Origin of the sequence: Wolbachia endosymbiont (group B) of Cyclophora punctaria (assembly GCF_964028235.1) — a bacterium.
Taxonomy (GTDB): Bacteria; Pseudomonadota; Alphaproteobacteria; order Rickettsiales; family Anaplasmataceae; genus Wolbachia.
Window position 1 is genome coordinate 761,962 of the sequence record NZ_OZ034749.1, and the last position, 22,955, is coordinate 784,916.

Below are 22,955 nucleotides of genomic sequence, written 5' to 3' on the forward strand. Positions count from 1 at the left end.
GTACATATAATATGAGTAAAGAAAGGCATAATAGTGTAGAAGATGAATCAGAGATAGAAAGCAAGGTAGTAACAGTTGGCTCTAATCAAGGTTATAAGGCATTGATGATAGTTATGGTAGCGCTCTTAGTTGGTGGAGTGTACTATCTTTATTTTAGTCCTTCTAATAAAGAGGGTCCAGAGATTGTTAAAAAAGAGGAAACAAAGCAAAACATTCAAGAATTGAAAGGAAAGTTAGAACAAGTTCCAGATAATGCAATAGTTTCCGAAAGAGTAGTAACTGATCTCTTGCCACCCTTACCTCCTCTTCCTATTCCACAAGTCATACCAGAAGTAAAACAAATCAAAAAAGAGGAAGTGACAAAAAAAGAAGAGCAACTAAAAGAAATTCCCTTGTCAAATATACCTGTTTTACCAAAGCAAAATTTTCCTTCTGGTAATGTTATTAGCAATTTGCCTACTTCATTTCCTACAATAGGGGGTGGCGGTTATCCTAGAGACAGACGTAGTGCACAAATGTTAGCAATTTCAGGTAGTAGTGGGGAAGGTAAAGCTACAGATGCTGTTTTATCCAATACCTCAGCACAATCGAGCAAAGCTACCAAAGCTGGAAAGCTTGGTTTAATGATTATTCAAGGTAAAGTTATTGACGCTATTCTTGAAACTGCAATAAGTTCTGACTTACAAGGAATGCTCCGTGCTGTTGTTAGTAGAGACGTTTATGCAGAAACTGGTGATACAATTTTAATACCAAAAGGTTCAAGGTTAATAGGTGGTTATTCATTCGACTCAAATGTTGCAAAAGCCCGCGTGAACATAAATTGGAATAGGATCATTCTTCCTCATGGTATAGATGTTGCTATTGCATCATCTGGTACCGATGAGCTTGGAAGGGCAGGGATAGCTGGAATAGTTGATAATAAAATAGCAAGTGCATTATTCTCTTCAGTGGCACTTGCTGGTGTTTCGATTGGTTCAGCTGTTGTAGGACAAAAAGCCTCTAATCTTATCGATGCGCTAACTGCCATGGATGCAGTGAAGTCTATTACTGCAACTGAAATAGATATTTCTTCTCTCAAAGGGGCTATTGTTGAGAGATTGGAGAATTCTATAAAAACTGAAGTTGGGAAGGTAGGAGACGAAAAATGGAAATTGGGTATTAGGGCTATTGAAAAAATTCGAAATGCTAAAAGTGATCAGGATTTGCTGAGAATAATAAAGGAAGAAATAGTAAGTGTGATAAAAAGTTCTGGAGCTAGTGGAGTTGATGCAATTACTAGTGATAATATCGGTATAACTTTAGACGATGTACGTCAACTGTTGAGGCAAACTCAGAAAAGAAGCAAATCTGTTTATGATGAAGCAATAGGGAAGTCAATCAATGATTTTTCCAAAGACATGCGAGATATAGTTGATAGGAGTGTAGATAAAAAACCAACTATTTATGTTAATCAAGGAACTTCATTGAAAGTATTTGTTAACCAAGATATAGTATTTCCTCCACAGTCAATATTAAATAACTGAAATGAACTATGCTGCACTTGATACATATTTGGAGCCATTACAAGGCATATTTCAAGAGGAAGGTGTAAATGAAATATCAATAAATAAACCGAAGGAAGTATGGATTGAAAATCGCGGTGAAATAAGATGCGAAAAGTTAGAAATATTTGATCTTAATCATTTAAAATCTCTTAGCAGGTTGATTGCTCAAGCTACAGAACAAAAACTGAGCGAAGAGACACCGCTGCTTTCAGCTACATTACCAAATGGTTATCGTATACAGATAGTGTTTCCTCCAGCATGTGAGCCTGATAAAGTAGTCATTTCAATTCGTAAACCTTCTTCTATGCAATTGGCATTGGATGATTATGAAAAAATGGGGGCTTTTTCTGAAACTGTTATAGGAGTGACCGATAATCCAGTAGATCGTCATCTAGATTTGCTACTGAAACAAAAAAAAATAAAAGAGTTTTTAGAATATGCTGTAATAAGTAAGAAAAATATCATAATTAGTGGTGGAACTTCCACTGGTAAAACCACTTTTACTAATGCTACTTTGCGTGCTATTCCATCTGAAGAAAGAATTATTACTGTTGAAGATGCAAGAGAGATAGTTTTGAATGATCATCCCAATAAAGTCCATTTAATTGCTTCTAAAGGAGGGCAAGGCAGGGCAAAAGTGACCACTCAAGATTTGATAGAGGCATGTTTACGTTTAAGACCAGATAGAATAATAGTTGGTGAGCTGCGTGGAGCAGAAGCTTTTAGTTTTCTTAGAGCAATAAACACTGGCCACCCAGGGTCAATATCAACTCTTCATGCGGATAGTCCGGCAATGGCTCTTGAGCAAATAAAACTTATGGTTATGCAAGCAAATCTTGGCATTCCCCCAGATCAGATCATACCATACATTAGAAATGTAATTGACATTGTTATTCAACTCAAAAGGACCAGTGGTGGAAAAAGAAGCATTTCTGAAATATTATTTACTAGATCTTCAAATGAAAATACTTAAATTTATACGTAAGTTAAGAAAAAGTAGTTTATGAGTAATGGAAATCACCTACGCAATATTCTCATAGGAGGTGTAGTATCTTTTAGCATACTTGAATTTTGCTTCTATTTGTCTGGTATATTATTCTATCTGTTTGTTGACGGTCCAGATGGTGTAGATTTTAGAGCAATTAATCCTAGCTTGACACCTTTTCCTCAAGCTCTCTGGCCGACAATTTTTGATCATATACAATATTGTTGGCATCATCCAGAGCTATATAGCTTTGAGCTCAAAATTAAATTAGTTGTATCTTCTGTACTGCCTCAAATTGTTTTGATGATTATTTTGTGGAATGTGAGAGAAAGACTAATTGAGTGGCGGCCATTTAAAAAGAAAGAATCACTTCATGGAGATTCACAGTGGGCATCAGAGAAAGACATACGAAAAGCGGGATTAAGAAGCAAAAAAGGTCTATTGCTTGGTAAAGATAAGAGAGGATATTTTATTGCTGATGGGTTTCAGCATGCATTGCTCTTTGCACCTACGGGCTCTGGTAAAGGTGTTGGTTTTGTAATTCCTAATTTGTTATTTTGGAATGATTCGGTAATTGTGCATGATATAAAATTAGAGAACTATGAAATAACAAGTGGTTGGCGAGAGCGACAAGGACAAAAAGTATATGTATGGAACCCAGCGCAGCCAGATGGGGTAAGCCATTGTTATAATCCACTGGAATGGATTAGTGAAAAACCTGGACAGATGGTTGACGATGTGCAAAAAATAGCTAACCTAATCATGCCTGAACAAGATTTTTGGCAAAACGAAGCAAGAAGCTTATTTGTTGGGGTGGTACTATATTTACTTGCTGCACCAGAGAAAGTTAAATCTTTTGGTGAGGTTGTGCGTACGATGCGTAGCGATGACGTAGTTTACAATCTTGCTGTAGTTTTGGACACAATGGGTAAAATAATACATCCGGTAGCGTATATGAACATTGCAGCTTTTTTGCAAAAGGCTGACAAAGAAAGATCAGGTGTTGTGTCAACTATGAACTCGTCGCTTGAATTGTGGGCAAACCCATTGATCGATACTGCAACTGCATCAAGTGATTTTAATATTTTGGATTTTAAAAAGAAGAAAACTACAGTTTATGTTGGTTTAACTCCTGATAACTTAACTAGGCTCAGGCCTTTAATGCAGGTTTTTTACCAACAGGCAACTGAGTTTTTATGTAGAAAATTGCCATCGGATGACGAGCCTTACGGCGTATTATTTTTAATGGATGAGTTTCCAACACTTGGAAAAATGGAGCAATTTCAAACGGGCATCGCATACTTTCGTGGCTATCGAGTAAGGTTATTTTTAATCGTTCAAGATACTGAACAGCTTAAAGGAATATATGAAGAAGCAGGAATGAACTCCTTTTTATCAAACTCAACCTATAGAATAACTTTTGCAGCCAATAATATTGAAACGGCTAATTTGATATCTCAGCTTATAGGAAACAAAACTGTACAACAAGAATCATTAAACAAACCTAAATTTTTAGACTTGAATCCTGCATCAAGATCATTGCATATCTCTGAAACACAGAGAGCATTGCTCTTACCTCAAGAAATTATTATGCTGCCACGTGATGATCAAATAATTTTGATAGAATCGACTTATCCAATTAAGTCAAAGAAAATTTTGTACTATAGTGATAGCACATTCACAAGGAGGCTGATTAAACCAACACGTGTGCCTACACAAGAGCCATATGATCCAAACAAGGTCTTTTCTGCTGCTAACAAAGATAAGATTAGTAATGAAGAAGAGAGTAATGCTATTGAAGCTGCTGATTATCCTGTTGAAGCTAAAACTGAAGATGCAATATACGATGAGCCAGAGATTGAAGATGGATTTGAAGACGAGGATATTGATGATAAATTTGAAGGTGGTGATGGTTTTGATGATGAGGAAGACGATGATGGGTTTGATGATGAAGACAGTAAGGATGAATTTGACGATGATGATGAATTTGAAGATGAGGACAAACTAGACGGCAATAAAATCGAGGATAGAGGTTAATTTTACCTATTTTTTAGTTTAGAAAATAATTAGTTTTTTCATATTAAATCATTTTTAATTAATTAGTACTAGATTAGCTATTTTAACTAGAGGAATAGTCATGATGAGTAAAAAAACATTAGCAGTTACGGCACTTGCTTTATTGTTGTCACAACAATCTTTTGCAAGTGAAACAGAAGGATTTTACTTTGGTGGTGGATATTACGGTCAATATTTGAACTTGGGTAAGTTGAAAGCAAAAATTGGAGGCAAAGATGCTACAGATGATAACCGTGTATCTATAAATGACATAGATGCTCAGAGAACAGAAGGTCAGTTAATAAGTAAGTATAAAGGAGATTATAACCCACCTTTTGCTGCAAATGTAACGTTTGGTTACACAGGAGAACTAGGCAATAATAGCTATAGAGCTGAATTGGAAGGGATGTACTCTTCTGTAAAAGTAGATAATGTTGGTTTATCAAGTAATCAAGTAACTGTTTCGTATCTAAAAGACGTTGGTGAGAGTGCTAATAAAAAAACTTATATGTATAAAACTGTAATTAATCATGACCAAGTAGAAAACGCATCTGTAATGGCAAATGTTTATCATTATTGGAAAAGTGATAGTTTCTCTTTTTCTCCTTACGTTGGTATTGGAGTTGGTGCAACAAGAATGACAATGTTTGAAAAATCGTCAATAAGACCTGCAGGTCAATTGAAAGCTGGCTTTGATTATCGTATAAACGAAGATATAAATATGCACATCGGATATAGAGGTTTTGGTGTTCTTGGTAGTAATGTTGATTTTGAAGCAGAGGTGTTAGGAGAAATGAAAGCAAAGCAACAGGTAAACCCAGATGGAAAAAAGATATTAGAATTGAATAAAACTCAACCACTATCGGCTGAGAGCCGAAAGGTTGGATATAGCGCTGGAAGCGCGGTGAGAAGCTAAAGCTACTCCAATCTTATACTAGATATAGAATGAGGCTGATGTGCATCTGTATGTTTATTGATGTACTCATTAATGACTTCATCTGTGATATGTCCGCTGGTAGCACTAAAGTATCCTCTTCCCCAAAAACGCTTTCCCCAGTACATTTTATTTAGCTCTGGAAATTCTTGTTGAATTTTGCGTGAAGACCTGCCTTTGGCTCTTTGAACAAAATCACTCACAGCTATATGAGGAGGTATTACTACGAATAAATGTAAATGATCTGATGATATTACTCCGTTTTCTATCTTAATCCCCATTTCTTCAGATACTTCTGCTATGATTGTTCGTATTCTCTCCTTCATAGCCTTAGTTAATACTCTGTACCGATATTTTGTAATCCAGACTATATGGTACCTATGATAAAATACAGTGTGTTTTCCTTTGTCATATTCCGTCATAACTATACTTTATAAAGTACAGTTATGACATTGACAAACTAAAGTTTCTCCACCTAGAAGGTGGAGGCTTGTACCATCTTATGGAAAGTCAAAAACCATCGGACCAGAAGTTACACAAAGAAAGTATCAGTATAGGCAATCAAGTGTTTCACACACACGGTATAGAAGCTGGTCTTACTTTTCATTTTGCAAGCAAAGCTTAACTCTGATAGAGACTATTTTCCTGGTAGCATGTCTGCGTCACACGACTGTAGCTGCTAACCAGGTGACAACTTTCTCGTTATCTGAATATTTTCTTTCTTGTAATTCAGGCTCTTTTTTCTCAGTTCCAGCGTGTAGGGCTGGAACAACAATAAAGAACATATAAAGAATGGTTATGCAAGAAGTCTACTTTTTATTCTTAATTAACTCTAAAGCCTTCTTCAGATCTATACTTTCAATATCTGCATTCTTGCCCAAAGCAACGTTTGTTTTACCGCATTTTATATAGAATCCGTACCTACCGTTGCAGATAAAAACTTCTTTTCCCTTTTCATTAAAACCAAGAGATTTTAGCTCTTTGCGTGGGCTGCTCTCAATAATTTGTATAGCTTCGTTTAATTGTGTGTCTAATACCTCCTTAGAGCTTTTTTTAAGAGAAAAGTATCGACCATCATAGAGAATATAGTATCCAAATCGTCCAAGACCTATTTTTACTTCCTTTCCAGTTTCTGGGTGTTCTCCGATTATTTTCGGCAGGGAAAGTAATCGAGTGGCGGTATTTAGGTCAATATCATTAACATTTATATCTTTTGGTACAGAAATCTTTTTTTTCTTTTCTGACTCACTATTAAACTCCAGATAAAGTCCAAAAGGACCTTTTTTGATCATTACCTCTTGGCCTGTCACATCATCTATACCCAAACTTTTTGGATATTCTGAATTGTCATTACTGTCCGTAATTTCTTTTGTATGATTGCATGCAGGATAGTTAGAACATCCAAGAAACACACCGGCTTTTCCAAAATTTAATTTCAATATACCACCAGAGCAATTAGGACATTTTTTACCTATTTCTTCCTTTCCTTCCTCTGAGCAAAACCAATTGACTACCAAATCATGAATACCACTAAAAATCTCATCATGTGTCATTTGCTTAACAGAATTTACATGATTAAAAAATGGCACCCAAAAATAGCCTAGTTCTTTTTTCCAATCTGCATGTCCATTTGAGATTGAATCAAGCCTTTCTTCCATTTGTGCTGTAAAGTCATACTCTACACAACGCTGAAAAAAAGTTTCCAAAAATATAGTCACGATCTTACCGCGGCTGCTTGGAATAAATCTTTTGTTATCCAATGAAACATATTCACGATCTTGTAATACCGAAATAATTGTTGCATAAGTTGATGGGCGACCTATACCGACTTCTTCCATTTTTTTTACTATACTCGCTTCACTATAACGAGGTGGCGGTTGAGTAAAATGCTGTTTCGGATCAACAGAAATCAACTTGCACGCTTCCTCTTCCTTCATGGAAGGTAGCAGGCCTTCATTTTCGGCTTCTATGTTATCTTGATAGACTTTATAAAAACCATCAAAGAATATACTTGATCCACTTGCTCGCAGAATCACTTTCTGGTCAATAGAACTAATTTCAACTACCACTTGATCAAGAATCGCCGATTCCATTTGACTTGCGATGGTTCTTTTCCAGATTAAATCGTACAATTTAAATTGCTCTGGCGTTAAGTAATCCTTAATACTACCCGGCGTTCTATTAATATCAGTTGGCCGGATTGCTTCATGTGCTTCTTGAGCATTTTTGACCTTTTTTACATATTTACGAGGAGAATGCGGTAAATATTTATCACCATATAATGACTTAATTGATCCCCTGATTGAGTTTATAGCCTCATCTGCAATATGAAACCCATCTGTACGCATGTAAGTTATCAATCCTACGGTTTCACCACCAATATTGATACCTTCATATAAATTTTGCGCTACTCGCATAACATTTTTCACATTAAAATACAGTTTATTCACTGCATCTTGCTGAAGACTTGAGGTGATAAATGGAGGAAGCGGGTTTCTCTTAACTTGCTTGCGTTCTACTGTGCTTACAGCATACTGCCTTGACTCGATCTCCCTGACTAAGTTCTTTGCCTCTTCTTCATTCTTAATATCAAATTTTTCTAGCTTTTTATTGTCATAGTGGCTTAGCATAGCAAAAAAAGCCTCATCTTTGCTATTTTGCATTTCTGCCTTTATGCTCCAATACTCCTGTGTTATAAACTTACTGATTTCATCCTCTCGTTCGCATATAAGCTTTAATGCAACAGACTGCACTCGCCCTGCAGATTTGCTTCCCGACAATTTTGTCCACAGCAGCGGTGACAAGCTAAATCCAACTAGATAATCCAAAGCTCTGCGTGTTTGCTGTGCACGCACTAAGTCCATATTAATTTCACGTGGATTTTTTATAGCTTCTTGCACTGCTCTTTTTGTTATTTCGTTAAAGACTACTCTATGAATGTTGCTTTCATCATTGATTGCTTTTCTTTCCTTTAGTGCCTCTATCACATTCCAAGCTATTGCTTCTCCTTCTCTGTCTGGATCTGTTGCAAGGTATATATCTGATGTTTTACTAGCTTCCTTGACTAACTCTTTTACATACTTTTCTGCTTTTTCAATAATCTCATACTTCATGGCAAAGTCATTATCAGGATCAACAGAACCATTCTTCGCTGGCAGATCTCTGACGTGGCCAAAAGATGCAGCCACTTTGAATTCTTTACTCAAATATTTACCTATCGTCTTTGCCTTTGCTGGCGACTCAACTATTAATAATGCCATAATTATTAGTACTTAAAGGTAATATGTTGAAATATATAGAATAAAAAGTAAAAAAATATTTTAATGGTCTTTCCAATTTTTCTAAGTAATTATTTGATGTTCGCAAAAAAACTAATGAAAGAACCTGCTTTATAAATTTTTTCAACTCCCTTACCATAAGGATAACGCTATACTATTTATCTTCGTCTGTGCAGATTAAACGACAAAAGCATAACGCAGTTGTCGTCTTATTTTTAATTTTTTGCACTATGTGCATCTTATTTCTTTACAAAACTTCCAGTTTTTTAACCATATAAGCTGAAACGGGTTGTTTAAGACAGGCCAATTTTCAGGATTAGAGCTAGCTAATAGGGTGACCTTACCCAGAAAAAGTAGACAGAAAGTTAAGACGTTTTTGCTATGAGAATGATGAATCAAAAAGCTCAGGAATGCAATAGTTAATAGTAGAATGTCTACGCTGTTTATTATAAAAAATTTCTATATATTCAAATATTGCGGTTTTAGCTTGTTGTGCAGAGTGTTGTGAAGTATCAATGAGTAACTCTCTCTTAAGTGAACTAAAAAAGCTCTCTGAAACAGCATTATCATAACAACAACCTTTGTGACTCATACTAGAAGTAATATTTTTTGTACTTAGTAAAAATTGATAATTTTTAGAGGTGTATTGCGATCCTTGATCGCTATGAAATAGTAGATTTTTAGCAGATTTGCGCCTACCAATAGCCATGAATAACGCATCTATAACTAATTGCCTATTTACTGCATTACTCATTGACCAGCCAATCACCATGCGTGAATATAAATCTATTATTGCTGCCAAATATAACCATCCTTCATTAGTTTTTATGTACGTAATATCAGTTACCCATATCTTGTTAGGTTGATCAGCGATGAAATTCTGATTTAATATGTTAGGAGTTATAACTCTATTGTCTATTTGTGGTTTTTTACTTTTAAACTTTCGTCTAAGCTTAGCTTGAATGCCATTTTTCTGCATAACATTTTGCACTGTTTTGATGTTATAATTTTTACCTAAAGCCTTTAATTCAGCGTGAATTTTAGGAGCTCCGTATCTGCATTGTGATGCTCGATATACCTTCTGAATATCTTGTATGAGCTCTTCTCTTATTGATTTTTTGTTGTTTTTTTCCTTAGTAATCCATTTATAATAACCACAAGCAGATACGTTCAAAAATCTGCATAATTCCCGTATTTTATAGCAGTTTTCATGTTCTTTTATAAAAGAATATTTTACTCTTTTTGGTTTGCAAAATATCCCAGGGCTTTTTTTAAAATGTCTCTTTCCCTCGTTACTCTTGCCAGCTCTTTCTTTAAATAAAACTTTTCTTTGTCACAATGAGCTACTTTCCCTTTTCCTGGAAACGCATCTACTCCAGACATTCTATCATTGTATGTTTTTACCCATCTGCTTAATGAATCACCGCTAATACCCAAATCTCTTGCTATTTTTGCTGATGATTGACCTGTTTCTTTTACTAGTCTTATAGCTTCAATTTTGAATTCTGCTGTATATTCTTTTCTTTTTGTCATACCACACCTCTTTGAAAAAACGTTTTATTTTACTTCAAAAACGTCTTAACTTTCTGTCTACTTTTTCTGGGTAAGGTCACATACCGCCCCGTTGCGCTAAGACGACGCTCGGTTTTATCTTTCATGTAGCTTTTGCCCTTGGCAATAATCCAAGGGCAAAATTTATGTACATCACTCATCAACGGGATTTAATGCGTGAGAAGATGAATGAACTGCACATTGTTCTTGAGTCTCCATTTTATAAGCAAGTTTTTCCCAACGTCAAGATAGTTGGGCGCAGAAGTACAAGAGTGATCAGAACCAAGGAAGGAGGTTTTGTTAATGGCTTTTCAATATCAGGGCATGTGACAGGTACTGGAGCTGGGGACAGCTCACTTGATTTTGATGAAGGTCGAAAGTATGGTGGCTGCATTATTCTTGATGACTTGCACGATGCAAGCTGCGCTTATAGCAGGGTATCACTGATCAGTGCCTGTCAGAAGTTTGAGCAATGTATAACCTCAAGGCGCAACACTGCTGATACACCATTTTTGGTGATTGGGCAGAGAATCTCTGTGTACGACATCTTTGGTTATTTGGATAAAAAGTCAGAGCGGCGGTTTGAAAAGATCATCATTCCAGCAGTGCTCGAAGATGGAACCAGCATTGATGAAAACAGGCTGCCGATGGCGGAGCTAAGAATTAAGGAAAAAGCAGAACCTTATGTCTATCAATCGCAATATATGCAAGACCCTCCAGAGCCAAAATGGCAAATATTTAATGAAAAATATTTTAAGAAAATAGATTTTGCTTATGAGACGATTGGCGAAAAAGATCTGGTGGCATTTATCGATCTCAACAGCGGTTCACTTAAAACACTTGATAGAACAGCGGTAGGAGTGTTTCAGCCGTTCTTTACGAAGAGTGAGTTTGCGCATCAGCCAAAAAGATGTGGAGTATGGGTGGATTTACTGGCAAGAAAGCTTGACCCGAGTTCAGTTGAACACGATATTCATGAGTTTCTCAGTAAATATGAGCATAGGCTGCACGCAGTAGTTGTGGAAGAACATGGTATCGGATTTAAGGTGATAGCGGATCTGAGGACCATAATGCCAAACACACTTATTTTAGGTTCAAGAAGAACGAGGTCAAAGATGGAAGTGTTTCAGTCTTGTAGTCAGTTTGTTGAGCAAGGTCACATCTTTCTTGAGAAAGCGGAAAGAGATTTTCATTATTTGATATTTGATGAGTTTGAAAAGATTCATACTGAAACTGAGTTCACCGATGATATCGCTGATGTCCTCAGTGAATTTATCATGTGGTTTCCTGAGAGAAATCGTCTAGGGATACCTTGTCCAGATGATCTGTATAATTATACGATTTTGAAGAACGACGCTAAAAACGATGTTTCTGTGCGAGCAAAAGCTCCTTTTTCTTGTTTGAGTGTTTGTGATCTTTAGTTAAATTCTTGACTTTATTATTTAAATATATCATAATTAAAGTATATTATTATTTTTAGTAGGAGAGTTTGATATGGCGTTAACAGCAGAACAAGCAGCTAAGAAAGGAATGAAATTTGGTGCTATTGGTGGTGCTATAACTGCATTGGCGGTTGGGTTAGGATTGTATTTTGGTACTGGTGCTGCATTAACGGTATTGCCAACTATAATTGGTATAGCTTTAGTCGCTGCATTAGTAGTTGGAGCTACGATTTTCGCTATTACGTTTGATGTTTTAAAGCCTGATAGTAAGATAGATACCTTTTATAAGGTAAAAGGGTTTGACGCTATAAAACAAGAAGCTAATACAGCGGCAAAGTAATTAAGTAAAAGGAAGAAGAGACTTCTTCCTTTTTTTAAAGTTTTTTATTTAGTGAGGTATCTAAAATACCTAGGTATCAGGATACCCCATTCGCAATAGTTGGTGATCAAAAAGGTGATCGTATTCAACTGTCACCTTTTTCTTACTTAATTATCTATGATAATTTTTAGTTATTCACAGAATTGTTAATAACTAAGTTGATAACCTAATAGAGTATATAATTTTACATTTCTGAGTACTTTGGAGATTTATAATAAATATGATCTCCAAATACTAATATATATATAATTGAGAACAAAAAAACTGTGGATAACTCTGAAAAAGATCAAAAAAGACATCAAAAAGAGTATGATTAGATTGAAATATTTACAGAAAAACTTACTCAATTGATAAATATCTTAACGTTTTTTAAGAAACGTTTTTTAAGAAAAGACAAATAGAGGGTCGTATTGGAGCTAAAGGTTGAAATTTTAAGTGTTTTTAAAGTAGCAATTTAATCTTAAAGAGGTACTTTAATAGTTCCTTTTAAGTACTAATCCGGAGGTTCAACAGGTTGTTGTTTAAAAGATTGGGAAATGTTTTTGTTAGTATTGAAAATTACATAATGTGTATTACGCAAATAGCATAAAAGTCCTCTTCGATAAAGGCTTCTGTATCTTTTATTGAAGAGAAAGGGGAGGTGCCTCTGTACAATGAGAAAAAAATCTTTTCTAGTAATGATCCCCATATTAGACATTTTATTTTTAAAACTATTAAAGTGATACTTTAATAACTTACATAGCTTCTTTTCAATGTATACTTTAAGAAAGTAGCCGCCACGAACTGCTAAAATACCTATACGATAAAGATTAGCTCCCTGAATTTTTCTTAGGGTGCAATACACTTCATGGGGTGTTGCTCCTAATTCCAGTAATTGTTCGATCTTTTCTTGACTAGTGTTTTTAATGATAAGGTTAATATGGTGATCAACCCTTTCTTTCATGCCTTCAATATTGTACAAATGTTTATCGTAAATTATCCATAAATTTTTAATGTAGACCATTATTGCCTTAATTTCATGGTGATTTTGAAATTTTTCAAAAACTTTTCTTATAATATTTTCTCTGATAGGAATTAAATCCGTGATTTTTGACCTTTTAAAACTGTAAAATTTATCGATCATTAGCTCAATAAAGTATTGAGCTGCTTCTTTTTGTGCTTGATTAGCGTAGATTTTTTTTGCTTTATGTGGATTAAAGTGCCCTGAAACATACGTGCTACGTCCTTTTAATTGAGCAGAAATTCCATTTTTAAACTCCTGTACTTCCTTGTTTTTAATAACTTGCAGTAACTCACGAGAGGTGAGATGAGTTTCATCATTGAAAGTTCTAATCGAAAGCTTAAGCTCAACTGATTTTTCTCGCGCTTTTATTCTTCTTCTGGAATTGATCCGTGCTCGAAGATGTTTGCTATTGGTATTAATTACGTGAGAGCTACCACACACGTGAAAGTTATGGAATTTACAGTAAAAAGAGGTTTTCTTACTTTTTTTTACTTGACTTTCTTTTTTATTATGGTGAAAATTTGCATGCATGGCAGTGCTGGTAATCTTTTTCAATTGACAAGAAGTGATTACTATAAAATTTAAGTTGTGTAAAGGATAAAAAGTTATCCTTTACACAGAGTCCCTTCCCAAATTAGCAATTCCAATCCATTTCCATGTGGTAAGTTTAATACGAGTTAATACTATGTAAAGCATAATTTTATGTTTACATGAATTTTTCTGAAAGTTCAATTTAGTATTAGCTTTTCAATCTCATCAATTTCAAGACCAGTCGATTTAGCTATTAATTCAATAGATACACCAGCTTTAAGTAGGTTTTTTGCTATTTCAACTTCTCTTGTCTTTTTGCCTTCCTCTCTACCTTCCTCTCTACCTTCCTCTTTAGCATCATCAAGTTTTTGAGCGAGAACAGCCTTTTCATCACGAATACGCTTTATTTCTTGCTCATAGGCTATAAATTCTTTCTCTGACCAGTTAAATCTATCTAACTCTTCATATGCTTTTTTGATTATTACATCACTTCCTATTATTCTTTCTAATTCCCTTTCACTGGTTTCTTCTGCGTATTTAAAAAAGTAGATCCATTTTTCAACTATATTTTCTAGTTGATCTTCCTTGTTTTTGGGAAATTTTGGCAGTTCAATAAATGTAAAATAAAAATCTTTTAAATCGTGTTCATTAGTCTCTTCATCTCGAATAGTATGCTTTGATTTATACTCAGACTTATTTGGAAACAGAACACAGTCTGCTATAGCAATAAAGATAATTTCTTTAAGGTCATGATATTGATCACCTTTATCAGCTTGTCTTGAATACGCTTTAGCAGCGTAATATTGAGCACGTTTTTCAAAGCCTTTAGTTTTTGCAACTTGCATTTCGACTATTACTTGTACTCCATTTTCATCTCTGCAGAGAACATCAACAATGCTTTGTTTTTTAGAGGCAATTTCAGCGTCCATTATAGTACTAAGAAACTCTATTTCTTTTATTTGATCTTTGCCAGTAAAGCCCAGAATATCATTGAGAAAGTGAATAAGAATATCTTTATTCTTTTCAGTACCAAAGATACGCCGAAAGGCAACGTCATTCTTTGGATCGAGAAATTTAGAAAAAGCCATAAGGAATTCGCTTTAAAATTATTAATATTATACACTATTTTCTATGATTTATCAATTTAATATCCTACCAGTATTAACTTGATAAGGTACTGTAACTTTGCCTGTTGAGCCACTTCTATTCTTTGCAACGTTTATCTCCAGTTCGTGTCCGTTCAGAGGTGTGGCTTAAGAAACAACAGCCAGCAGGTTTTGAAAAGGGTTTAGCTCCTTTTGTCTCCAAGTCAGATACAACGAAATTATTCGTTCAAGGAATCTATTCCCTCGCTCTGACTGTGCAAAATATGAATTCTTACGATAAACAACATAATGCCGTATTTGTCGCTCAACATGATTATTCGTTAATGGAATATTCCATGGGTCATCCAAAAATGTCCACATCATTGGCTCGGATTTTATAATACCCTTTACTGTTCGTGAAGCTCCTTTTGCTTCAAGTATATAAGATATTTTTATCATGCAGTACTGTATGTATCTTCGTAACTCTTTGGCTTAACTTTGAAATACTAATTTCATTTTCTGATAAAGCGTTTCTTAATACAAACAATCCATTAGCTGCATCTTTTAAACAATGGCCAAGTCTCATTACTTCACTATTCCAACTATGAGATAACCTCTCGAAATTTCTCAATAAGTGAGCCCAACAAATTTGTCGTTTTTCATCACTGAAGTGGTTGTAAACTGCATATCTGTCGGTAATTACCAGGTTTTTGTAATCACAAAATGTACTATTCTTTAAAAATTTCATTCCTCTTGTATCTGCTAACTTCATAAGACTTGCTTTATTGTTGGCAAACATCCAGCACCATTCCAATTTGCCTTTGTTGTAGTGACTGGTTTCATCAATATGCAAAATTTCGCCTGCTTTTACCTCTTCCTCTATTTGTTCATAGGCTTCTTTACATTTTGACGAAACCCTTGCTTCACTATTGGATATACTACCAACACTTATACTCATGTTAAAGATGTCTTTCATAATATTTGTTATTTCTTGCTTTGAGTTCTTGTAAAACCCACTCAATGCCGCAATTACTGACTTAACTCTAGGACCAAAGGTATCAGATGTAACTCCTTCTGGTAGTTTGCTGCTTTTTCTTTTTCCACACTTACAACAGCGACCGTGCTCTAGTTGATATTCAACAACATAAGGCTTAATCTCTGGCAGATCAACTTTTTGATAAATATAGGGCTTTCCTGATATTGCAATTTCTCCACCACACTTGCATTTATTTTGTAACTCCACTTTTACTACCTCATCTGCTTCCATTTTAGATCGATAATTTCCTTTATGTCCGATCTGACCACCTATCTTTCTATTACTTTCTGACTTATCTTTTAATGTATCTTTTTTTATTTTATATAGCTCTTTAGAAGTTGGTATTGATGAATTCCTTGAATTTAGACCAAGTCTTTCTCTCAGCTCAGCATTCTCTATTTTTAAGATCTTATTTTTCTCTTCAAGCTTTACTACTTTCTGCTCTAAGTTTTTACATAACTCTACAATACTGATCAACAATTGGAGCATCTAGCCTTACCTTACTATCAACATTTTATGTTATTATTACTTTAGTATATTATGTCAATTATTTTTTATCCTTACCACACCTCTGAACGGATACTCCAGTTCGTTATTAGAGCCTATTTTATAGTAGCTGTCTCTGTAGAGCAGCAAAAACTATGTCAGCGTCTTGTTCGATGCTCCCTGACTCTCGCAGGTCTGCTAGTTGCGGTCTTTTGTTTTGCCTTTCTTCTACTCTGCGACTAATTTGTGATAGCGCGACAACAGGAACTTCAAAATCCTTGGCGATGTTCTTTAATGTTCTGCTGATTTCTGTCACTTCAAGCGTTCTGTTCTCTGTTCTTCCTGATCCTCTGAGGAGCTGCAGATAGTCAATGTAGATGCATTTGATGCTGTGTTTTTCACAGATTGATGCAATCTTTCTCCTCAGCACATTTAAATCCATACTTCCTGAACTATCGACAAGGAGATTTAAGAAAGCAAGCTCACTCAATCCTTGGTAGAGAAGCTCCATATTCTTGTTTTTAATGATAGTGTTGACTGTCTCATTGACTTTGATGCTGATGATTCTGTTGATGAGTTGATTGGCTGACATTTCGAGCGAGAAGAAGCAGACATACTCGTGGTCATTTAAGAGCTTTGCGGCCTCTAGAGCCATGTGTAGTGCTATTGAGGTCTTGCCAATTGAAGTGCGTGCTGCAAGCACAGAGAGCTCTCCTTCCTTGAAGCCACCTGTTATCGTGTCAAGCTCCTTTATTCCTGTGGTCATTCCTTCTATTTCGTCGGGGTTTGCTAGCCGTTTATCGATGTATTCTCTGTAGTCTTTGAGATAATCAAATATTGGCCTTACGTCCTCATCGACCCTGAGCCCTTCTTCCTGATCCATTCTTCACCTAAAACCGGAGGCTCCTCAAACTCAAGATCTTGTTTTCGTCGCCTCTCCCAATGAGTTATATTATATTATATATAAATAATATAATATAATATAACTTATAGTGGGGGGTACCCAAAAAAATGGTTATTTTTGAGCTGAGCAAAGCCGCCTAAGGTGAAGAATGGATCAGGAAGAAGGGCTGTATAATTAAATATACTATGCTTATAGGAAGGTTCTAACTTTTATAGATGTATTCTCTATGCTCTATTGCAGTAATTATTACCGTACGTTCTAATTTACTTATCCTGTAAACCAAACGATAATCACCAGATCGTATTCTACGATGTCCTTTGAACTCACCGAGCAAGGGATCTCCTGCCTTTTCAGGAGAAAGTGTAAGACGCTCTTTTACAATTTCTTTTATCCTCGACCATATTGTCTTTGGAAGGTTTGGTAAATCTCTCTCAACAACACTTTTGAGAGACTTAACTTTATAATGCTCTAATCCCACTTAATATCTTCAAAATCGACTGTTTCTGCACCTTCAACATCACGCTCATCAGAAATTTTAGACACTAAAAAGTCTTCAATTTCAAGCTCGATTGCTTCTTTAAGTAGTTTTTCTGCTAATGCTTGAGCAGGTTGCTTAGTAAGTTCAGATAATTCAGCAAGATGCTGTAAAGTTTCTTTACTGAAAGCTAAATTAGCGTTTGCCATGAGTTTTACCGAGTTCTACTACTCTATAATTATACAACATTTTCATGAAATTTTCAATAAAGAATTATATTGACAGATTATGGTAGGTTGAGTATACAGAGTCATTGGCTTTTGCTGATGCTCGGGAGAAATGACACAGAAGTTAATACTAAGTATAGTATTGCAAGACATTATTAGGAATAGAGAGGGTATGCCAGCCGCTGGCTACTGGATGTATTTCTATGACAAGAAGAGTCCGACAACTCTTCGTAATGCCTATTACAAAAATAAAGAAGGAAATGTCGTACCAGCACCAAATCCTCTGCAACTTGATGAAAATGGTGCATTGCCCCACAAACTCTACTATTTTGTTGATGTAGACGACTCCGAAGACCGTTACATTGTGGAGCTGAAGTGCTGTTATGGCAATGCTGCGGCTCCTGAGATTGTTTTTGACAACCTTCCATATTTTCAGGAGCAGCGGAAAGCCGATCCAACTAGCGCTATCATATCTGATAATTTGTTTATCGATGGGCAGTTTAATATTGGTCTCCAAATCGATGATCGAGGGCAGGGACCTGGCTATGTTTCACCTCTGTTTTCACAAGTGCCAATTGCTGGACTTTCATGGCAGTTTTTCAGAATTTATGCTGATTCAGTTGCGATGCAGGATAGAACTGATATCGATAGGGTTTTCATTAAGGACATTACTGAAGCTGAACGAATTGATGAAGGCAATCCTCGTTTTTATTTAAATGTTATTTGTGAAAAGTTCAGTGAGCCTCTTGAGAAAGCGATAGTATTTAAGCATTCTAATGCCTTGTGGAATGCTATTTCCGGAACATTTAGGCTCAAGTTCTATGCTTGGAAAGGTGGTGATAATCTAGTTGTTAAATTAATAGCAGTTCGTGATTTTGGTGCAAAGTCGTCAACACCGCCTAAATCTCATATAGTGGATGAATTTTTAATTGATTCTGATTCACCAAAAGTTTATGACACTCGTTTAAATTTAATTGACTTTGTCATACCTTCTGATATTGGTGATGATCAGAGTTTGACGTTGAAGTTTTTATTGCCGAAAGATAGGACATTTAATTTTAAAGCAACGAACTTTTATTGCGCAGAAGTTTCAGCGCCAATTTCAGCTATTGATTTTAAATATCCAACAGAAAATTCTGATTTAGCAAAATCTCATTTATTATTCTCGTCGTTTAAAGCAAATAAATACAGCATTGATAACAATTACAATGAGCTAGTTTTTGCAATTGATGGTCTTAAGTTTGTTGATAATATCGGTGAACTAGTTTCCTATCCAAAAGGAGCAAAAGTTGATGAGGGAAAAATAAATCTGCTCAAGTGCGATGGTCGCACACTTGATTCAAGAGAAATGAGTCCACTCGGCATTGAATACAAAAGGCTATATGAAAAGCTCGATCATGCACCAGTGACATTTGATATGCTGCAAACCAAGGATATTCCAAATTGGTTTAATGCGATCTCAAGTGAGTACATTAAAAGGTTTGTTCTAAACAATAAAGTTAAAGTTGCTTTTGAAGGAGAGGGAGTAGTGAATGGAGAGCCAGAAGGTGACGATATTGGTCATCTGTGGCTGGAGACTACGTTTCATGCTAATGAGGCTGTGAACTATGATTTTCAGTATGTTGCAGCAGAAAATGTTACTACTTGTTGCCATTCGTTTGATGTTAGCCCTAAGTACTCGAACAATCAGTTTCTATTGGCTAACAACAATGCAAAAACGGTGAAGTTCGCAAATTCTAACACTGATTTTCCAGGGTATTTTCGCACTTTGAGTAATTCAAATTTGATTTATCGGTGTAGAGAAGCGGCAATACCATATGAGAAAGGTATTGATAATGTCACTAAAGAAACTAAAGCAAATTTTTCTATTAAGGAAGGATTTTTTTATTTAACAATGAATCTTGATTACGTTGGATCTAAATATCCTTCTGGTTCACGTTCTTTTTTTAATCCAGTTTATTTTAAAAAAAGGGTGTATGATATTGGGTTTCCTTTGATTATTCCAAAAGGGAGCGCTACTTTTCTGCAAGACGAATATATAGAAGGATCTAGCAATATTTCGCAAAATTATTTTTTGTTTTCACCGTGGCATATAGATTCAATCTCTGCTTTGTGTGGTTCCTATCTTCATTCTTCTTCTGAACCATATGAAATTCGACTTTTTAATTCTAGCGGTCAATACCTCCCCATCAAAACATGGAGTAATCACGTTATTTACAAGCAAAAAGCGGAGGAGGAAAGAACTCCAGGAAAACCAAATGTGCTGTTTGCTGAGAAAAACTCAGTGATAACTTATGCGATGCAGCATAAAGCGCTGTTTACGCAAAGGTGCCTCTATGTGATCAAATTTAAAGAAGTGAAAGCAGGAGACTTTATCGGTCTTAAAACTTACAACAATGTAAATACTCGTAACAATTTTGATATGGTTATTTGGTGGAGTGTGGGTGGCGAAGGAAAAGCTCCAACTGATGTTAATTCCAGGGAATTTAAAGAAATCAAAGCAACCAAGGAGACAACACCAGAAGAGCTCGCAGATATGATTGCAAGTAGCATCAATAATAAGGGAACAACGATGTTCAATGTTCCAACTATTAATGACAAAACTTATGACTATTACATAAGGTACTAACATGAAATAATTTTAAAAACAGGAGAAAAACATGATCGAACAAAACAACGAAATAAACGATGATTTCTATGCAGAAACTGTAGAAAAAACAAAAAGCATTCTTGATGAAGCAATAGCCAAGGGGCATACGATCAGTGATGATGATCGTCAAACTCTAGAGATGGTTAAAGCCAATGAGCAGTTTGCTGAAAAAGTTCTAAATGGTGAAGATTATCAGGATCTACAAGATTTTTGCGATACACTCACTGTCAGCAAAGTTCGTTATATTAATGAGCAGATAGCAAAAGGCAAAAATAAGACTTCTTTTGTTAAAAAGATAGCTGACATTGCCAAAGATGGTAAGTTAGCAGAGGAGCTGCGTAGTAAGCCACTGTCTAAATTTAAAGAAGAAGTGGGCAGCTTAAAAGAGGGGCTACACAAAAGTAGTAAAGCAACTGCGATACCAACTAATTACCAGCATAGCAATGTGCCGAATGACTTCGAAGAAGAGTTCAAAGAAGTACAAAATTATTTTCGCACTAGGGGGTACTGATGCCTATTACCTCAGATTCAACTTATTACAGAACAACGCTACTCTCGCAAAGGCTTATTGAAATAGTACTCTTTTCAAGTCCACTGCTCGCTTTTACTGGCTCTGGGGCTGATGATATTCCAAATCGTTACTCGGGAAAGGATAGCTTTTTAATTCAGCCTCCTTTTATCTCGACAGAGGGAGGATTAATCAGTGATGACAGATTCATGGATGAAAAAGATGGTATTCATACCGTCAAACAAAAAACCATGAGAATTGACTACAAAAGGGTTGACCTTACCCAGAAAAAGTAGACAGAAAGTTAAGACGTTTTTGCTATGAGAATGATGAATCAAAAAGCTCAGGAATGCAATAGTTAATAGTAGAATGTCTACGCTGTTTATTATAAAAAATTTCTATATATTCAAATATTGCGGTTTTAGCTTGTTGTGCAGAGTGTTGTGAAGTATCAATGAGTAACTCTCTCTTAAGTGAACTAAAAAAGCTCTCTGAAACAGCATTATCATAACAACAACCTTTGTGACTCATACTAGAAGTAATATTTTTTGTACTTAGTAAAAATTGATAATTTTTAGAGGTGTATTGCGATCCTTGATCGCTATGAAATAGTAGATTTTTAGCAGATTTGCGCCTACCAATAGCCATGAATAACGCATCTATAACTAATTGCCTATTTACTGCATTACTCATTGACCAGCCAATCACCATGCGTGAATATAAATCTATTATTGCTGCCAAATATAACCATCCTTCATTAGTTTTTATGTACGTAATATCAGTTACCCATATCTTGTTAGGTTGATCAGCGATGAAATTCTGATTTAATATGTTAGGAGTTATAACTCTATTGTCTATTTGTGGTTTTTTACTTTTAAACTTTCGTCTAAGCTTAGCTTGAATGCCATTTTTCTGCATAACATTTTGCACTGTTTTGATGTTATAATTTTTACCTAAAGCCTTTAATTCAGCGTGAATTTTAGGAGCTCCGTATCTGCATTGTGATGCTCGATATACCTTCTGAATATCTTGTATGAGCTCTTCTCTTATTGATTTTTTGTTGTTTTTTTCCTTAGTAATCCATTTATAATAACCACAAGCAGATACGTTCAAAAATCTGCATAATTCCCGTATTTTATAGCAGTTTTCATGTTCTTTTATAAAAGAATATTTTACTCTTTTTGGTTTGCAAAATATCCCAGGGCTTTTTTTAAAATGTCTCTTTCCCTCGTTACTCTTGCCAGCTCTTTCTTTAAATAAAACTTTTCTTTGTCACAATGAGCTACTTTCCCTTTTCCTGGAAACGCATCTACTCCAGACATTCTATCATTGTATGTTTTTACCCATCTGCTTAATGAATCACCGCTAATACCCAAATCTCTTGCTATTTTTGCTGATGATTGACCTGTTTCTTTTACTAGTCTTATAGCTTCAATTTTGAATTCTGCTGTATATTCTTTTCTTTTTGTCATACCACACCTCTTTGAAAAAACGTTTTATTTTACTTCAAAAACGTCTTAACTTTCTGTCTACTTTTTCTGGGTAAGGTCAGGGGGTTTCTTTTGTCTTTTTTCTACTTGGTAAATTTCTTGATATTTGTAGCTAAAGTAATTTAAGAGAGGTGTCATCCCAGTGCTCCGACACTGGGATCCAGTTAAATTTACGAGTATAAAAGTAATCAACGTTTCTGATGATGGAAAAATGGATCCCAGTGTCGGAGCACTGGGATGACAAGAAAAGGAGTACTGGAATGACAAGAAGGACATTCCACCATTTCATTCCAGCGGATGACCAGATTTTTTTATTTGATCCCAGACTGGCTGGTTATGCAAGTTCCAATTTTAATAATATTTACACATAAGCCATACGCTTGAGTTGCAAA

At 35.4% G+C, this 22,955-nt stretch carries 21 protein-coding genes and 1 pseudogene; 10 read left to right on the plus strand and 12 right to left on the minus strand.

The window, feature by feature from the left end; translation table 11 throughout:
• The first annotated feature begins 11 nt into the window (after nucleotides 1-11).
• The 4 genes from ABWU33_RS03675 (at nucleotide 12) to ABWU33_RS03690 (ending at nucleotide 5,500) form a co-directional block, all read left to right on the plus strand.
• On the plus strand, nucleotides 12-1,523 hold the full coding sequence (locus ABWU33_RS03675) for a TrbI/VirB10 family protein (RefSeq protein WP_211907955.1): 1,512 nt from the start codon (nucleotides 12-14) through the stop codon (nucleotides 1,521-1,523).
• A gap of 1 nt (nucleotide 1,524) precedes the next feature.
• Complete coding sequence (gene virB11, locus ABWU33_RS03680) at nucleotides 1,525-2,517, plus strand: P-type DNA transfer ATPase VirB11 (protein ID WP_019236952.1); 993 nt, start codon at nucleotides 1,525-1,527, stop codon at nucleotides 2,515-2,517.
• 30 nt (nucleotides 2,518-2,547) lie between these two features.
• On the plus strand, nucleotides 2,548-4,566 hold the full coding sequence (locus ABWU33_RS03685; protein ID WP_211907957.1) for a type IV secretory system conjugative DNA transfer family protein: 2,019 nt from the start codon (nucleotides 2,548-2,550) through the stop codon (nucleotides 4,564-4,566).
• Between the two features lie 100 nt (nucleotides 4,567-4,666).
• Complete coding sequence (locus ABWU33_RS03690) at nucleotides 4,667-5,500, plus strand: P44/Msp2 family outer membrane protein (protein ID WP_353281029.1); 834 nt, start codon at nucleotides 4,667-4,669, stop codon at nucleotides 5,498-5,500.
• 2 nt (nucleotides 5,501-5,502) lie between these two features.
• Here the strand turns inward: ABWU33_RS03690 and tnpA are convergent, their stop codons facing one another.
• Nucleotides 5,503-5,940 carry an IS200/IS605 family transposase gene (tnpA, locus tag ABWU33_RS03695; protein ID WP_265024376.1) on the minus strand — a complete coding sequence of 146 codons (438 nt, stop codon included), beginning with the start codon at nucleotides 5,938-5,940 and terminating at the stop codon, nucleotides 5,503-5,505.
• Nucleotides 5,941-6,020: 80 nt separating this feature from the next.
• Between tnpA and ABWU33_RS03700 the strand changes: the two genes are divergently transcribed.
• Nucleotides 6,021-6,143, plus strand: a complete 123-nt coding sequence (locus tag ABWU33_RS03700) for a hypothetical protein (protein ID WP_353281031.1) — start codon at nucleotides 6,021-6,023, stop codon at nucleotides 6,141-6,143.
• Nucleotides 6,144-6,327: 184 nt separating this feature from the next.
• Here the strand turns inward: ABWU33_RS03700 and topA are convergent, their stop codons facing one another.
• The 3 genes from topA to ABWU33_RS03715 all read right to left on the minus strand — a co-directional run bounded on the left by topA (nucleotide 6,328) and on the right by ABWU33_RS03715 (nucleotide 10,329).
• Nucleotides 6,328-8,778 (minus strand): type I DNA topoisomerase, encoded by a 2,451-nt coding sequence (gene topA / locus ABWU33_RS03705; RefSeq protein ID WP_211907961.1) that lies wholly within the window; start codon nucleotides 8,776-8,778, stop codon nucleotides 6,328-6,330.
• A gap of 397 nt (nucleotides 8,779-9,175) precedes the next feature.
• Nucleotides 9,176-10,054 carry an IS3 family transposase gene (locus ABWU33_RS03710; protein ID WP_353273672.1) on the minus strand — a complete coding sequence of 293 codons (879 nt, stop codon included), beginning with the start codon at nucleotides 10,052-10,054 and terminating at the stop codon, nucleotides 9,176-9,178.
• Nucleotides 10,030-10,329, minus strand: coding sequence for a transposase (locus tag ABWU33_RS03715; protein ID WP_353280344.1), 300 nt, complete (start codon nucleotides 10,327-10,329; stop codon nucleotides 10,030-10,032). Before ABWU33_RS03715 ends, ABWU33_RS03710 begins: the two co-directional genes overlap by 25 nt.
• Nucleotides 10,330-10,493: 164 nt before the next feature.
• On the opposite strand from ABWU33_RS03715, the gene ABWU33_RS03720 reads away from it, so the two are divergent.
• Together ABWU33_RS03720 and ABWU33_RS03725 are read left to right on the plus strand one after the other, a co-directional pair.
• Complete coding sequence (locus ABWU33_RS03720; protein WP_353281033.1) at nucleotides 10,494-11,768, plus strand: hypothetical protein; 1,275 nt, start codon at nucleotides 10,494-10,496, stop codon at nucleotides 11,766-11,768.
• A 73-nt stretch (nucleotides 11,769-11,841) separates the two neighbouring features.
• A complete protein-coding gene (locus ABWU33_RS03725; protein ID WP_353281034.1) occupies nucleotides 11,842-12,129 on the plus strand; it encodes a hypothetical protein in 288 nt (95 codons plus the stop codon).
• Nucleotides 12,130-12,661: 532 nt separating this feature from the next.
• On the opposite strand, the gene ABWU33_RS03730 is transcribed toward ABWU33_RS03725, so the two are convergent.
• The 6 genes and pseudogenes from ABWU33_RS03730 to ABWU33_RS03755 form a co-directional block, all read right to left on the minus strand.
• A complete protein-coding gene (locus tag ABWU33_RS03730; RefSeq protein WP_353281035.1) occupies nucleotides 12,662-13,726 on the minus strand; it encodes a hypothetical protein in 1,065 nt (354 codons plus the stop codon).
• 173 nt (nucleotides 13,727-13,899) lie between these two features.
• The gene (locus tag ABWU33_RS03735) at nucleotides 13,900-14,790 is read right to left on the minus strand and encodes an Rpn family recombination-promoting nuclease/putative transposase (protein ID WP_264337318.1); all 891 of its coding nucleotides are present in this window, start codon (nucleotides 14,788-14,790) and stop codon (nucleotides 13,900-13,902) included.
• Nucleotides 14,791-14,955: 165 nt separating this feature from the next.
• Nucleotides 14,956-16,300, minus strand: a pseudogene (gene tnpC / locus ABWU33_RS03740) (IS66 family transposase).
• A 130-nt stretch (nucleotides 16,301-16,430) separates the two neighbouring features.
• Nucleotides 16,431-17,075: a DnaB-like helicase C-terminal domain-containing protein gene (locus ABWU33_RS03745; RefSeq protein ID WP_353281037.1), complete on the minus strand. Its 645-nt coding sequence runs from the start codon at nucleotides 17,073-17,075 to the stop codon at nucleotides 16,431-16,433.
• Nucleotides 17,076-17,415: 340 nt separating this feature from the next.
• On the minus strand, nucleotides 17,416-17,691 hold the full coding sequence (locus ABWU33_RS03750) for a type II toxin-antitoxin system RelE family toxin (protein ID WP_353281039.1): 276 nt from the start codon (nucleotides 17,689-17,691) through the stop codon (nucleotides 17,416-17,418).
• The gene (locus ABWU33_RS03755) at nucleotides 17,682-17,897 is read right to left on the minus strand and encodes a hypothetical protein (protein ID WP_108784357.1); all 216 of its coding nucleotides are present in this window, start codon (nucleotides 17,895-17,897) and stop codon (nucleotides 17,682-17,684) included. The genes ABWU33_RS03750 and ABWU33_RS03755 overlap by 10 nt, the downstream gene beginning before the upstream one ends.
• 130 nt (nucleotides 17,898-18,027) lie before the next feature.
• Here ABWU33_RS03755 and ABWU33_RS03760 point away from each other — a divergent pair, with 130 nt between their 5' ends.
• From ABWU33_RS03760 to ABWU33_RS03770, 3 genes are read left to right on the plus strand one after another with little or no spacing between them, the layout of a single operon-like run.
• The gene (locus tag ABWU33_RS03760) at nucleotides 18,028-20,544 is read left to right on the plus strand and encodes a hypothetical protein (protein WP_353281040.1); all 2,517 of its coding nucleotides are present in this window, start codon (nucleotides 18,028-18,030) and stop codon (nucleotides 20,542-20,544) included.
• Between the two features lie 31 nt (nucleotides 20,545-20,575).
• A complete protein-coding gene (locus ABWU33_RS03765; RefSeq protein WP_264337314.1) occupies nucleotides 20,576-21,076 on the plus strand; it encodes a hypothetical protein in 501 nt (166 codons plus the stop codon).
• The gene (locus ABWU33_RS03770; protein ID WP_353281042.1) at nucleotides 21,076-21,369 is read left to right on the plus strand and encodes a hypothetical protein; all 294 of its coding nucleotides are present in this window, start codon (nucleotides 21,076-21,078) and stop codon (nucleotides 21,367-21,369) included. Before ABWU33_RS03765 ends, ABWU33_RS03770 begins: the two co-directional genes overlap by 1 nt.
• Nucleotides 21,370-21,391: 22 nt before the next feature.
• Here ABWU33_RS03770 and ABWU33_RS03775 read toward each other — a convergent pair whose 3' ends face one another.
• Both ABWU33_RS03775 and ABWU33_RS03780 read right to left on the minus strand, forming a co-directional pair.
• Complete coding sequence (locus ABWU33_RS03775; RefSeq protein WP_353273672.1) at nucleotides 21,392-22,270, minus strand: IS3 family transposase; 879 nt, start codon at nucleotides 22,268-22,270, stop codon at nucleotides 21,392-21,394.
• Complete coding sequence (locus ABWU33_RS03780) at nucleotides 22,246-22,545, minus strand: transposase (RefSeq protein WP_353280344.1); 300 nt, start codon at nucleotides 22,543-22,545, stop codon at nucleotides 22,246-22,248. The genes ABWU33_RS03775 and ABWU33_RS03780 overlap by 25 nt, the downstream gene beginning before the upstream one ends.
• Nucleotides 22,546-22,955: the final 410 nt, after the last annotated feature.

Excerpts from the sequence above, each read along its gene's own strand:
- ABWU33_RS03745 (WP_353281037.1), bottom strand. The coding sequence starts at position 17,075 with ATGACCACAGGAATAAAGGAGCTTGACACGATAACAGGTGGCTTCAAG.
- ABWU33_RS03685 (WP_211907957.1), top strand. The coding sequence starts at position 2,548 with ATGAGTAATGGAAATCACCTACGCAATATTCTCATAGGAGGTGTAGTA.
- ABWU33_RS03760 (WP_353281040.1), top strand. The coding sequence starts at position 18,028 with ATGACACAGAAGTTAATACTAAGTATAGTATTGCAAGACATTATTAGG.
- ABWU33_RS03700 (WP_353281031.1), top strand. The coding sequence starts at position 6,021 with ATGGAAAGTCAAAAACCATCGGACCAGAAGTTACACAAAGAAAGTATC.
- tnpA (WP_265024376.1), bottom strand. The coding sequence starts at position 5,940 with ATGACGGAATATGACAAAGGAAAACACACTGTATTTTATCATAGGTAC.
- topA (WP_211907961.1), bottom strand. The coding sequence starts at position 8,778 with ATGGCATTATTAATAGTTGAGTCGCCAGCAAAGGCAAAGACGATAGGT.
- ABWU33_RS03690 (WP_353281029.1), top strand. The coding sequence starts at position 4,667 with ATGATGAGTAAAAAAACATTAGCAGTTACGGCACTTGCTTTATTGTTG.
- ABWU33_RS03755 (WP_108784357.1), bottom strand. The coding sequence starts at position 17,897 with ATGGCAAACGCTAATTTAGCTTTCAGTAAAGAAACTTTACAGCATCTT.
- ABWU33_RS03780 (WP_353280344.1), bottom strand. The coding sequence starts at position 22,545 with ATGACAAAAAGAAAAGAATATACAGCAGAATTCAAAATTGAAGCTATA.
- virB11 (WP_019236952.1), top strand. The coding sequence starts at position 1,525 with ATGAACTATGCTGCACTTGATACATATTTGGAGCCATTACAAGGCATA.
- ABWU33_RS03735 (WP_264337318.1), bottom strand. The coding sequence starts at position 14,790 with ATGGCTTTTTCTAAATTTCTCGATCCAAAGAATGACGTTGCCTTTCGG.
- ABWU33_RS03725 (WP_353281034.1), top strand. The coding sequence starts at position 11,842 with ATGGCGTTAACAGCAGAACAAGCAGCTAAGAAAGGAATGAAATTTGGT.
- ABWU33_RS03715 (WP_353280344.1), bottom strand. The coding sequence starts at position 10,329 with ATGACAAAAAGAAAAGAATATACAGCAGAATTCAAAATTGAAGCTATA.
- ABWU33_RS03675 (WP_211907955.1), top strand. The coding sequence starts at position 12 with ATGAGTAAAGAAAGGCATAATAGTGTAGAAGATGAATCAGAGATAGAA.
- ABWU33_RS03720 (WP_353281033.1), top strand. The coding sequence starts at position 10,494 with ATGTACATCACTCATCAACGGGATTTAATGCGTGAGAAGATGAATGAA.
- ABWU33_RS03765 (WP_264337314.1), top strand. The coding sequence starts at position 20,576 with ATGATCGAACAAAACAACGAAATAAACGATGATTTCTATGCAGAAACT.
- ABWU33_RS03770 (WP_353281042.1), top strand. The coding sequence starts at position 21,076 with ATGCCTATTACCTCAGATTCAACTTATTACAGAACAACGCTACTCTCG.